This is a genomic window from Vibrio furnissii CIP 102972, from assembly GCF_000176175.1.
GTDB lineage: Bacteria > Pseudomonadota > Gammaproteobacteria > Enterobacterales > Vibrionaceae > Vibrio > Vibrio furnissii.
The window spans coordinates 1-12207 of record NZ_ACZP01000007.1 but is presented as its reverse complement, the minus strand read 5'-3'; the positions used below and the strand labels follow the sequence as shown (position 1 = coordinate 12207).

Here is a 12207-nt window from a genome sequence, read left to right as displayed (position 1 = left end):
CATGGAACGTGTCGGTATCATCCAAATGACTTCAGGGCCGCAGGTCGCAGACAATTTGGCGTTTATCGCTAAGCACGCGAACCGATTGGCGACGCAAGGGGCGCGTTGGATTGTGACGCCCGAAAATGCAGTGGTGTTTGGCAATCGCAACGACTATCACCAGCACGCTGAACCGATGGGAAACGGCCCAATTCAACGTGAACTCGCCCAAATTGCACGTGAAAATGGCGTGTGGTTACTGGTCGGCAGCATGCCGATAGCGCGTGCTCACGGCGTGACCACCACATCGATTTTATTCAATCCACAAGGCGAACCCGCAGCACATTATGATAAGCTGCACATGTTTGATGTGGATGTCGCAGACAGTCACCAACGGTATCGCGAGTCGGAAACGTTCACGCCGGGCGATGCGCTGACGGTGGTTCCGACCCCGATGGGGGAGTTGGGATTGTCGATTTGTTACGATGTGCGTTTTCCGCATCTGTATTCTCAGTTGCGCCGTTTAGGCGCACAAATTTTAGTGGTGCCTGCGGCATTTACCGCGGTCACCGGACGTGCGCATTGGGAAGTCCTGCTGCGCGCCCGAGCGATTGAAACCCAATGCTGGGTGGTGGCTGTGGGGCAAGGTGGGCACCATGTGTGCGGTCGAGAAACTTGGGGGCATTCCATGGTGATTAGCCCTTGGGGGGACATCGTGGCCTCGCTGGAGCAACCCGCGGCAACGTTGATCGCCGACATCGATTTGCATCAGGTGGAACAAGTGCGCCTGACCATGCCGATCATGGCGCACACGCGCTTTGATAATCAATTTAAAGAGAAAAAGAGTTAGCTATGAGTATTACCCGAATTGAAGAGGCACTATTAACCCCTGCAGGGCTGACAGAGCAAGATATCGCTGACACTCTGGCGACCATCGCCACTCGTGAAATTGATTATGCGGATATTTACTTTCAGTCCAGCTGGCATGAGTCGCTGGTATTGGAAGACAGCATTATTAAAGACGGCTCGTTCAACATCGATTGTGGTGTGGGTGTGCGTGCCGTGACCGGTGAAAAGACCGGTTTTGCTTACTCTGATCAGATTCAACTCGATGGCTTAAAGCAGAGTGCCATTGCCGCACGCGGTATCGCTCAGCAAGGCCAGAATGGCCGCGTGCAAGCGTTTAAACGTTCAGACAATCAAAGCTACTACGCGGCGGATAACCCACTGCAAAGCTGGGAAAAGCAGAAAAAAACCGAACTGCTGATGCAGTTGGATGCCTACATTCGAACCAAAGAGCCGCTGATTCAGGAAGTTTCCGTCAGCTTGAGTGGTGTGCACGAACAGATGCTGGTGGCCGCAACCGATGGCACGTACGCCGGTGATATTCGTCCGCTGGTGCGTTTGTCGATCAGTGTGCTGGCACAAAAAGGCGATCGCCGTGAACGCGGCAGCGCGGGCGGCGGTGGTCGTTTTAACTACGATTACTTCCTGACGGAAGAAAACGGTCAGAAAATGGCATTTGCTTACGCGGATGAAGCGATTCGTCAGGCGTTGGTGAATTTGGAAGCGGACGCGGCACCTGCGGGCACCATGCCGGTGGTTTTGGGTTCTGGTTGGCCGGGCGTGCTATTGCACGAAGCGGTTGGCCACGGCCTTGAAGGCGACTTCAACCGGAAAGGCTCGTCGGTGTTCTCAGGCAAAATGGGCAAGCAAGTGACCTCAGATCTGTGCACCATTGTTGATGACGGCACACTCAAAGATTTACGTGGCTCGCTCAACGTCGACGATGAAGGCGTGAACGGTCAGTACAACGTGCTGATTGAAAAGGGTGTGCTGAAAGGCTACATGCAAGACAAGCTCAACGCACGCTTGATGGGTGTGGCGCCTACGGGGAACGGCCGTCGTGAATCGTACGCGCATCTGCCGATGCCTCGTATGACCAACACTTACATGCTGCCGGGTCAGCATACACCGGAAGAGATCATCTCCACCGTGAAAAAAGGCGTCTACGCGCCCAACTTTGGCGGCGGTCAGGTGGATATCACCTCCGGCAAGTTCGTGTTCTCGGCGTCGGAAGCATATCTGATCGAAAATGGTAAAGTGACGCGCCCGATTAAAGGGGCGACCCTGATTGGCTCGGGCATTGAAGCGATGCAGCAAGTCTCGATGGTGGGCAACGATCTCAGCATTGACCGCGGGGTCGGTGTGTGTGGCAAAGCGGGTCAAAGCGTTCCCGTCGGTGTGGGGCAGCCCACGCTTAAACTCGACGCATTGACCGTTGGTGGTACCGAATAACCCGAAAAAGCTGCGTTGAACGCAGCTTTTTTCTTGGTGCAGAAAGGCAGAGCGCTTCCTGAGATCGTTGACGGCGATGCTGATGGGCGTTGATGGTCAATGGAAGCGTCTGCGGCCAGAAAGATCGCGTGGAGATCACTTTGTGGCTGGCAATTCATGACGATCCATGCCATATTTCGTCGCACTGAAATTTGATCCAACTTAACCATTCTGGAGCCACATTTATGTCTCACGAAGATGAATATCTGTCCGTTGAAGATTTTATTGAGATTCAAAAAGAAGAGACTCGCGACATCATTCAAGCGCTGCTCGAGGATGGCAGTGATCCAGAAGCTTTGTATGAGATCGAACACCACTTCTTCGCGGAAGATTTTGACAAGCTAGAAAAAGCGGCTGTGGAAGCATTCAAACTGGGTTTTGAAGTGTTGGAAGCGGAAGAAGCGGAAGACGAAGATGGCAATAAACTGCTGTGTTTCGATGCGACCATGCAATCTGTACTGAATCCAGAAGCGATTGATGCACAAGTTGAAAAACTGGTGAATCTGGCTGAAAAATACGACGTGATCTACGACGGTTGGGGGACTTACTATGAGGGTGAAGACGCTCTGTACGCCGACGAAGATGAAGATGACGACGAAGAGTAATCATTGATGATTTGTAAGATACCAGCCACACGGCTGGTATTTTTTTATGCAACTGACGTTTGTGTTAGCGAAATGAACTGTGTTTAAATGGCGCAAACCCTGACGACCGACCACTGATTATGCAGCTTTCTCTCGCCGGACTCTGGCAACTTTCTCCGCTGACCGATTTATCCATTCCTCAAGATGACGTGACGTTTCCGGCCCCCTTGAGTGCGGTGCTGCCTGACAGTTTGTCGGAATCGGCCATTGCCGCACAGGAGTGGCATTTGATGCACGACATCGAAGTCGACGACGCACTACTTGGGTTTGCCGCGATCGATTTGGTGCTAGAAGGGGTCGATTATCACGCTGAGGTGCGTCTCAATGGGGTGGCGCTGTTTGATTGCGATGGCTCTCAGGCGGTGTATAAAAAAGATATTCGTCCGCTGCTGAACCCAGGGCGCAACCGATTTGAGATTCTGTTTCTTGAACAGGAAGACGACTGGTTGGTTGACGACGAGGAAGCGGACGGCGCTTTGTGCTCACTGGCGCCCGCCAAAGCCGAGCCGTACGATGCGCGCATGGGGATTTGGCGTGCGCCTTACTTGCAATGCATTCGCCATCTGCGCCTTGAGCATGTCGCCACCGAGCAAATCTGGCACCATGGCGGCGGCTGTGAGTTGTTGGTGAATCTGTTTTTCACGACCTATTCGCCGGGCTTAATTTCTGCTGCCGTGCGCTTTGATAGCATGACTTATCACCTGCCGATTGATGTGCGCAGCGACCATGCCAGTGCGTTGTTTCAGGTTGAAGCGCCGAAGTATTATGACGTGAATCATCCTGATCCGCGCGATCTTTACGAGGTCAGTGTGGAGTTGGATGGTCAGCGCCAAGCCTTTAAATTGGGCCTCAGCCACTCCCAATGTGTCACCCATTTTCCGGTTTGAATGCAGTGAATCGTTAGAATCGCGTTTATCTTTCGAAGACAATTTCTCTTTAAAACATGAAGCCCCGCATTCGCGGGGCTTCATGTTTTAATCTTAGTGGGCACATTGCCAAGGTCCGGTACTGGCGTGTTTGCTTTGCCACACTTTTTCATGGAAGTAGTACGCACAGGTGTTAAAGCTCGGTTCAATCAGGGCCATCACACCACCCACCAGAAAACTGCCCGTTAACAAGTAGGCGACGTTGAACGCCACGGTAAAGTGAATCACGGCAAAGCTGGCCGTTTTCAGGCGCGGGTTCGACGCATAGCGTTGCAAGGGGGCATACTGGTTCCAAGCTTTCTCGTGGAAGTAGAAAGCAACCGTGTTCACCATCGGTTCAAGCATTGCGATCAGGCTACCGATGATAACGTCACCGGTCAGGGCGTACGCGACGGTAAAAGCAATGCTAAAGTGGATAGCAGCAAAACTCAGTGTCTTTTTCATGGTAATCGTCCAATCTCGTTTCTCTTTGATGGAATCATTATTGATAATTATTCTCATAAAAGAAAATGGGAATGAACGATTAGTGTGATAGTTAAAAACGAATAAAAAAAGGCGCATTGAGCGCCTTCATCGAATCATTGTGAGTTTCAGCCTTGCGGTTTGACCACCAGAACGTTGATCGGGGAGTGTTCCACCACTTTACTGGCGACAGAGCCCAGCATCACTTTGTCGATACGTGAACGCTTGTGACTTGGCATCACAATCAGATCTGCACCCAGCTTCTCGGCATAGTCGAGAATGGTGGCGTAAGGCTTGCCTTCGGCGACATGCAGTTTGTACACCACATCTTCGACGATGTATTTCTCGGCGAACGCTTTGAGTTGCGCGCGAACGTCATCTTTCATTTTGGCAGCCGCATCTTTGGGGAAATACGTGGCAACCATCGACATGTGAATGCCCGGCAGAACGTTAAGCAGATGCAATTCGGCATTGGATTGTTTTGCGTGCCACACGGCATGCTGAACGGCTTTGTCAGAAAAGCCTTTTTCGTTCAAATCAACAGGTACCAAGATGTGTTTATACATTATTCGTTATCTCTGTTTAGGTGGAGCCAGATGGCAACAAGTCTTTGGCTTGAGTATATGCCCTGCTGACACAGGGCATTTTGATTAAGCGCGGATTTTGTTAAACATTAAGTACGAATGGTCTCTTTGGCGGCCCGTCGCTTCTGGTTCCAGCCCAGGAGCAAGGTGAGCAGCAGGGCAGGGACAAACACCCATTCCTTCATTGGGCGATCGCTATCGACGACGATAGAACGAATCTCCCAACCAAAATCAATGCCTGCAGATTCTGCCGGACTACCAAACTCCACCATGTCGATCATCATGCGATTGTTTTCAGGATTGAGCATCAGGCCCATCGACGAGATACGTTCCTGCGCGGTACGGGCGCGGTCATCAAACGGCAGAATCACGGTTTTCGAAACGTAATCGCCCTCTAATGTTTCACCAGCCACCAACATCGCGACCGATTGTCCGACCGGTGTTTTCTCCACGATGTGCGCCAATTCGGTCCCCGGGTAGAGTTTTTGCGCCGGATAGATCATGTCCCACCAGAACCCCGGACGGAAGAAAGTAAACGTCAGTAGCAGCAGCGCCGCGATCTCCCACCACTTGGTTTTGGTGAACCACCACCCTTGCGTGGCGGCGGAGAAGAGCAACATCGCGATGATCGAAGAGCTGACCGTGAGTGCCAGATGCCACCAAGAATCAATGCCCATCAGCAGGAGCTGGGTATTGAACACGAACATAAATGGCAAGATCGCGGTACGAATATCGTAGGTAAACCCTTGAATACCGGTGCGAATAGGATCTGATTTCGCAATCGCTGCGGCGGCAAACGCTGCCAAGCCCACCGGCGGGGTATCATCGGCGAGAATCCCGAAGTAGAACACGAATAAATGCACCGCGATGAGTGGAATGATCAAGCCGTGCTGCGCGCCCAGCGTCACAATCACCGGCGCCATCAGTGTCGATACCACAATGTAGTTCGCGGTGGTTGGCAGGCCCATGCCCAGAATCAAACTGATGACAGCGGTAAAGATCAACATCATGATCACGCTGCCGCCGGAGATGAACTCAACAAAGTCGGTCATCACCAAGCCGATCCCCGTTAGCGTCACGACACCCACAACCGTCCCCGCGGCGGCGGTGGCCACACCGATCCCGATCATGTTGCGCGCGCCAGATACCAAACTTTCGAGCAAATCGGTCACGCCTGCTTTTACTTCACGTGTGAGGTCACCTGTCTGATTAAAGACCGCCATCAACGGACGTTGTGTGAGCAGAATAAAGATCATGAACACGGTGGCCCAGAATGCAGACAGACCCGGCGAGAAGCGTTCGACGGTCAAACACCACACCAACACGACAATGGGTAACAGGTAGTGCAGGCCAGATTTCACGGTCGGGCCGGTGTCAGGAATCTCTTGCAGATCTTCGTCGATCGCCAGTCCACCTTCCGCCGCATACTTAGACGAAATACGCACCAGCAATACGTAAACCACGAGCAGGGCAACGGTCACGATGGGTGTGGCGGCTGCGCCAAAGACATCTTTGGTCCAGCCGACACCGTAATAGACCACGGCACTGATCACACACAGCCCCAAGATGGTGCCGGTAAATGACAGCAGGCTTTGCAGCAGCGTTGGGTTGTGACGACGTGGCAAGCCTTCCATACCCGCTTTACACGCTTCTAAATGGACGATGTAAATCAAGGCAATGTAAGAAATCAATGCAGGCAGCAGCGCCGCGCGAATCACTTCCACATAAGAAATCCCAACATATTCAACCATCAGGAATGCTGCGGCGCCCATGATCGGCGGCGTCAACTGACCGTTGGTTGAGGCGGCGACTTCCACCGCACCGGCTTTGGTGCCCGGAAAGCCAACCCGTTTCATCAGCGGAATGGTAAAGGTCCCCGTGGTCACCACGTTCGCGATAGAGGAACCGGAGACCAGCCCCGACAGACCTGATGCCACGACGGCCGCTTTGGCCGGACCGCCGCGCATGTGACCAAGCATGGAGAACGCGACTTTGATGAAGTAAGCCCCAGCGCCGGCTCGTTCGAGCATGGCACCAAATAGAACAAACAGGAATACGAACGAGGTTGATACGCCCAGCGCGACCCCGAATACCCCTTCGGTGGTCAGCCACAGGTGTGACATCGCTTTATTGAGACTGGCCCCTTTATGGGCAATCACATCCGGCATGTAAGGGCCGGCAAAGGTGTAGAGCAGGAAGACAGCGGCAACAGCCATCAACGGAGGACCGAGTGCGCGGCGCGTTGCTTCCAGTAGTAGCACCATGCCCATTACGGAAACCACCACGTCCAGCGTGGTCGGTGCACCAGAACGACCGGCCAATTGTTCATAGAAAAGATAGATGTAGGCGGCCGAGAAGCTACCGGCGAGCGCCAAAATCCAATCGATGGATGGAATGTGATCGCGTGATGAGTTTTTCATCGCCGGGTAGGCGGTGAATGCGAGGAAAATAGCAAAGCTGAGGTGAACGGCCCGAGCTTGCGTGTCATTGAGTACGCCGAAATCGAAAATGAATGGCAGTGGCGATGCGTACCACAACTGGAAGAGTGACCAGCATAGTGGCACCAACCACAGAATGCGACCTGGGATGCCGGTTGGGTTCCTTGCACCTGTATCAGCCTGTGCAACCATCTCTTGCACATCTTGCGACGGAGTGTTTGTCTGCGTCATGCACGTTATCCTTATTATTTGATGGTCTTAAAATATCGAAAGGTGGCCTGTCAAACGGAGTCAAAGCCAAGAGAGTGATGACCGCGCGCAACGTGGTGACGCGCTGAGCGGCCATACTAATAAGGAGGCGCCCGGCCTCCTTATTTATGGAGTGGTGCGTACTGAATTATTTCAGTAGACCGACTTCTTTGTAGTATTTCACTGCACCTGGGTGGAGTGGGATAGAGATACCTGCTTTCACCATGTCCTCTTTTTTCAGGTTAGCAAATGCTGGGTGTAGGCGAGTGAAGGTATCGAAGTTTTCAAACACGGCTTTGGCCACGTTGTACGCGACTTCGTCAGAGACATCTGCGCTGGTGACTAAGGTTGCGGCCACACCGAAGCTTTTCACGTCCATGTCGGTGCCACGGTACATGCCTGCAGGCACGGAGGTGTATGCGTAGTAAGGGTTGTCTGCCACAACTTTATCGATTTCTGGACCTGTTGCCGGCACCAGTTTCGCATCACAAGATGTCGTCGCTTCTTTGATGGAACCGTTCGGGTGGCCCACCATGTAGATGAATGCGTCGATCTTGTTGTCACACAGGGCTTGTGAACGCTCAGAGCCTTTTAGCTCAGAAGCCAGTTTGAAGCTGTCGTTGGTCCAGCCAAATGCGTCCATCACGACCTGCATGGTCGCGCGGTCGCCCGAGCCTGGGTTACCAATGTTCACGCGTTTACCAGCCAGATCCTGTACGTTGTTGATGCCAGCATCAGAGCGCGCGATGATGTTAAAAGGTTCTGTGTGAAGAGAGAACACAGCGCGCAGTTTCTTGTATGGACCTTGCTGAGCAAATTCGCTGGTGCCGTTGTAACCGTGGTATTGCCAGTCAGACTGAACGATACCGAAGTCTAACTCGCCAGAGCGGATCGTATTGACGTTGTAGATCGAACCCCCAGTGGATTCTACAGAGCAGCGGATATTGTGTTCTTTACGGTCTTTGTTAACTAGCTTACAAATCGCACCGCCGGTTGGGTAGTAAACACCCGTGACCGAACCCGTACCAATCGTGATGAATTCCTGAGCGTTAACCGCGCCTGCGCCCAATACTGCAGCAGCAATCGCACCGACCTTAATTATTGTATTCAATGCCATGAATTTCCCTTCCTTCTTTTCATTATTTGCTCCCAAAACAAGTGTAGTTGCTTTGGGCGTTTCTTCATCGAGAAACGGAAGCTTTTTCAATCCATTTGTTGAAAAAGTGACTGAATAATACCAAAAAATCGAAAGATAATTATAGGAATGTAAAAATATGTAGCCAAACAGGCTAGTGATTTCGCCAAAACTCAGCGGAGTTGTGCGAGGTGATATGTATAAAAATCAATAAGTTAAATTGAATTTAATGCAGGTGAAGAGAGTTGGTTAAGATGTGATTGGAGTCACGCGTCACGGACTTTTCGTGACTCCATCGTTCTGTTTTATATACAGTTTCTCAATAATGAGATCAGCCAGCGTACTCGAAAAGTTCACAAACGGACTTAAACAGCTGCTTGGTTGAGACGTTCAGCGTTGGCGTAATGAAGATCGTGTCATCGCCAGCAACCACGCCCAAAATGCCTTCGGATTTGCCCAGTGAGTCGAGTAAACGGGCAATTAACTGTGCAGCGCCAGGGCCGGTATGGATGACAACCAGCGCGTTGTTGTGGTCGATATCAAGCACCAGTTCACGCAACGAACTTGAAACCGTAGGAACGCCGAGTTCAGCGGGTAAGCAGTACACCATTTCCATTTTGGCATTGCGAGTTCGAACGGCGCCGAACTTTGTCAGCATGCGGGACACCTTCGATTGGTTGATGTTATCAAACCCTTCGTGTTTCAGTGCATCCACAATATCGCCCTGAGAGCCAAAGCGTTCCTCTTTCAGCAGAGCTTTAAAAGCTCGGACTAGATTGTCTTGTTTGTCTGTATGGCGCATCGTCTTCTTACTATCGCTATTCATAACTGCGGTGTATTTTCCCATAGGTCGGGTATCAGTGCCAAATTATCGCTCAAAACTGTCTTAAAGGTCACTGTAAATATGGTAAATATTCGGTTAGATAACACTTTAACTCTTTGTCATCGAAGAAAAATAGACTCATAATCGGGCCCGGAGTTGTCGCACACGAATACGTAGTTGCGCAAAGTCGCAAAGCTGAGGTTAATTGATTGTAATCAACTTGTGATTGCTATAGCTTCTTGGGGTCGGATACTAGATACCCTACCAAAAACATTTATAAGAGATTTACTCTCAAGGAGAACTACGATGAAAGTCGCTGTTATTGGTGCCGCTGGCGGCATCGGTCAAGCCCTAGCCCTATTGTTGAAAAACCGTCTTCCTGCAGGTTCTGATCTTGCGCTGTATGATATCGCGCCTGTAACTCCGGGTGTTGCAGCGGACCTAAGCCATATCCCAACGCCGGTCTCTATTAAAGGCTACGCGGGCGAAGATCCAACACCGGCACTGGATGGTGCGGATGTGGTTCTGATCTCTGCGGGTGTTGCTCGTAAACCGGGTATGGATCGTGCGGATCTTTTCAATGTGAACGCAGGTATTGTCAAAGCACTGGCTGAACGCATCGCGGTAGTTTGTCCTCATGCATGTATTGGTATCATCACCAACCCAGTGAACACCACTGTGCCAATCGCAGCGGAAGTTTTGAAAAAAGCAGGTGTGTACGACAAGCGTAAACTGTTTGGTATCACGACGCTGGACGTGATTCGTTCAGAAACGTTCGTGGCTGAATTGAAAGGCCAAGATCCAGGTCAGGTTCGTGTTCCTGTGATCGGTGGTCACTCAGGTGTAACCATTCTGCCACTGCTGTCTCAAGTTGAAGGGGTGGAATTCACTGACGCTGAAATTGAAGCGCTGACTAAACGTATCCAAAACGCGGGGACTGAAGTGGTTGAAGCGAAGGCGGGTGGCGGTTCTGCGACACTGTCAATGGGCCAAGCAGCATGTCGTTTTGGCCTGTCTCTGGTGAAAGCACTGCAAGGTGAAAGCGTGGTTGAGTACGCTTACGTTGAAGGTGCTGGTGAGCACGCACAATTCTTTGCACAACCAGTGAAACTGGGCAAAGACGGCGTGGAAGAAGTACTGAGCTACGGTCAACTGAGTGCATTTGAAGAAGCAGCACTGAACGGTATGTTGGATACGCTGAAAGGTGACATCCAAATCGGTATCGATTTTGTGAAATAATCATCACGCTTCTCGTGAACGATTTTCAAAAGCCGCTTGTCGCAGGATAAGCGGCTTTTTTACGTCTATGCTTTGCGTGAACCGCCTGCATTCTAAACATGCGCGATTGTTGAATTAATAGTCATAAAATTTATCTGGCTTCGAGTTTATATTTAAACATTCCATCAAAGTTGTATTATTCAGAGTTTTTTACCAACTACAGACAATTTTGCGTTGATAAGTGTGTGACTTTTTGATCGTTGGCAATGAATGTGTTGTTAAAAACACTTTCTCGGTGATGTGGATCACGCACTGTATGCATCCTTTCATCATTTGCCTTTAAAATAACGCCCTTCTCGAAAGCAGAATCGGAAATAACCATGGATAACAAACTGGGTTTAGGCTCGTTAACCGCACTGGTCATTGGCTCAATGATTGGTGCTGGCGTTTTTAGCCTGCCGCAAAACATGGCCGCCGTGGCGAGCCCTCTGGCCGTGATGATTGGCTGGATGATTACTGGGGTCGGCATGATTTTTCTTGCACTCTCTTTCCAGCAGCTCGCAATGCATAAACCGCACATCAACAGCGGCGTGTTTGGTTATGCGCGGGAAGGTTTTGGTGATTTCACCGGCTTCTGTTCTGCCTGGGGGTATTGGTTTAGCGCGATGGTGGCCAATGTGTCCTATCTGGTGATCGTGTTCAGCACGCTCGGCATGTTGTTTGATACACCGGATCGCACGCTGTTTGGCAGCGGCAACACGTTGTTGTCGGTGGGCGGCGCGTCGGTTCTTCTTTGGTCGGTGCACTTGCTGGTGCTACGCGGCGTGCAAACCGCAGCACTGATTAACCTGGTCACCACATGTGCCAAGATGGTACCGCTCTTGCTGTTCATTGTCTGCGCGGCGTTGGCATTCAAATGGCAGACGTTCACCGTCGATTTCTCTGGGCTGCATTTTGGCGAGCAGCATGATCTGTGGTCGCAGATCAAAGCCACCATGTTGATCACGGTCTGGGTGTTCATTGGTGTGGAAGGGGCTGTTGTGGTGTCTAACCGTGCTCGTCATCGCAGAGACATTGGCCGTGCGACGATCCTTGGCTTACTGACCGCGTTGTCGATTTATGTGTTGGTGACGTTGTTGTCGATGGGCGTGATTCGTCCGGTTGAGCTGGCGCAGTATCACAACCCGTCGATGGCGAAAGTGTTGACTGAGATCTTGGGCCCGTGGGGACAATACATCATTGCTGGTGGTCTGCTTGTTTCGGTGTGTGGCGCGTTCTTAAGTTGGACGGTATTGGCGTCCGAAGCGCCTTATCTCGGTGCCAAAGACAAGATGTTCCCCGCGCGTTATGCGAAGCAAAATGAGGCGGGTAGCCCGTATCAAGCCCTGACGTTGACCAACATCTGCATTCAG

11 protein-coding genes are annotated in these 12207 nt (G+C 51.4%); 6 read left to right on the top strand and 5 right to left on the bottom strand.

The annotated features are described in order from the left end of the window. Position 1: 1 nt before the first annotated feature. The 4 genes from VFA_RS00920 (at position 2) to VFA_RS00905 (ending at position 3847) form a co-directional block, all read left to right on the top strand. On the top strand, positions 2 to 829 hold the full coding sequence (locus tag VFA_RS00920; RefSeq protein WP_004724035.1) for a carbon-nitrogen hydrolase family protein: 828 nt from the start codon (positions 2 to 4) through the stop codon (positions 827 to 829). A gap of 2 nt (positions 830 to 831) precedes the next feature. Further along, positions 832 to 2277 carry a metalloprotease TldD gene (tldD, locus tag VFA_RS00915; RefSeq protein ID WP_004724033.1) on the top strand — a complete coding sequence of 482 codons (1446 nt, stop codon included), beginning with the start codon at positions 832 to 834 and terminating at the stop codon, positions 2275 to 2277. A 224-nt stretch (positions 2278 to 2501) separates the two neighbouring features. Further along, complete coding sequence (gene rraB, locus VFA_RS00910) at positions 2502 to 2921, top strand: ribonuclease E inhibitor RraB (RefSeq protein WP_004724031.1); 420 nt, start codon at positions 2502 to 2504, stop codon at positions 2919 to 2921. A 119-nt stretch (positions 2922 to 3040) separates the two neighbouring features. Then, positions 3041 to 3847: a glycosyl hydrolase 2 galactose-binding domain-containing protein gene (locus tag VFA_RS00905; protein WP_004724029.1), complete on the top strand. Its 807-nt coding sequence runs from the start codon at positions 3041 to 3043 to the stop codon at positions 3845 to 3847. Between the two features lie 93 nt (positions 3848 to 3940). Here VFA_RS00905 and VFA_RS00900 read toward each other — a convergent pair whose 3' ends face one another. The 5 genes from VFA_RS00900 to argR all read right to left on the bottom strand — a co-directional run bounded on the left by VFA_RS00900 (position 3941) and on the right by argR (position 9556). Next, positions 3941 to 4330, bottom strand: a complete 390-nt coding sequence (locus VFA_RS00900) for a DUF2061 domain-containing protein (RefSeq protein ID WP_004724028.1) — start codon at positions 4328 to 4330, stop codon at positions 3941 to 3943. Positions 4331 to 4476: 146 nt separating this feature from the next. After that, positions 4477 to 4914: a universal stress protein gene (locus VFA_RS00895; protein WP_004724026.1), complete on the bottom strand. Its 438-nt coding sequence runs from the start codon at positions 4912 to 4914 to the stop codon at positions 4477 to 4479. Between the two features lie 107 nt (positions 4915 to 5021). Beyond that, positions 5022 to 7601 (bottom strand): TRAP transporter permease, encoded by a 2580-nt coding sequence (locus tag VFA_RS00890; protein WP_004724025.1) that lies wholly within the window; start codon positions 7599 to 7601, stop codon positions 5022 to 5024. Between the two features lie 166 nt (positions 7602 to 7767). After that, complete coding sequence (locus tag VFA_RS00885) at positions 7768 to 8736, bottom strand: TAXI family TRAP transporter solute-binding subunit (RefSeq protein WP_004724023.1); 969 nt, start codon at positions 8734 to 8736, stop codon at positions 7768 to 7770. A gap of 349 nt (positions 8737 to 9085) precedes the next feature. Further along, complete coding sequence (gene argR, locus VFA_RS00880) at positions 9086 to 9556, bottom strand: transcriptional regulator ArgR (protein WP_004724020.1); 471 nt, start codon at positions 9554 to 9556, stop codon at positions 9086 to 9088. Between the two features lie 327 nt (positions 9557 to 9883). Here argR and mdh point away from each other — a divergent pair, with 327 nt between their 5' ends. Next, positions 9884 to 10816: a malate dehydrogenase gene (gene mdh / locus VFA_RS00875; RefSeq protein WP_004724018.1), complete on the top strand. Its 933-nt coding sequence runs from the start codon at positions 9884 to 9886 to the stop codon at positions 10814 to 10816. Between the two features lie 359 nt (positions 10817 to 11175). Continuing rightward, the coding region (locus VFA_RS00870) for a basic amino acid/polyamine antiporter (RefSeq protein WP_038150615.1) at positions 11176 to 12207 on the top strand (1032 nt) is incomplete at its 3' end.

Coding starts and splice junctions, on each gene's coding strand:
- VFA_RS00885 (WP_004724023.1), bottom strand. CDS start 8,736: ATGGCATTGAATACAATAATTAAGGTCGGTGCGATTGCTGCTGCAGTA.
- VFA_RS00890 (WP_004724025.1), bottom strand. CDS start 7,601: ATGACGCAGACAAACACTCCGTCGCAAGATGTGCAAGAGATGGTTGCA.
- VFA_RS00920 (WP_004724035.1), top strand. CDS start 2: ATGGAACGTGTCGGTATCATCCAAATGACTTCAGGGCCGCAGGTCGCA.
- VFA_RS00900 (WP_004724028.1), bottom strand. CDS start 4,330: ATGAAAAAGACACTGAGTTTTGCTGCTATCCACTTTAGCATTGCTTTT.
- mdh (WP_004724018.1), top strand. CDS start 9,884: ATGAAAGTCGCTGTTATTGGTGCCGCTGGCGGCATCGGTCAAGCCCTA.
- argR (WP_004724020.1), bottom strand. CDS start 9,556: ATGCGCCATACAGACAAACAAGACAATCTAGTCCGAGCTTTTAAAGCT.
- rraB (WP_004724031.1), top strand. CDS start 2,502: ATGTCTCACGAAGATGAATATCTGTCCGTTGAAGATTTTATTGAGATT.
- VFA_RS00895 (WP_004724026.1), bottom strand. CDS start 4,914: ATGTATAAACACATCTTGGTACCTGTTGATTTGAACGAAAAAGGCTTT.
- tldD (WP_004724033.1), top strand. CDS start 832: ATGAGTATTACCCGAATTGAAGAGGCACTATTAACCCCTGCAGGGCTG.
- VFA_RS00905 (WP_004724029.1), top strand. CDS start 3,041: ATGCAGCTTTCTCTCGCCGGACTCTGGCAACTTTCTCCGCTGACCGAT.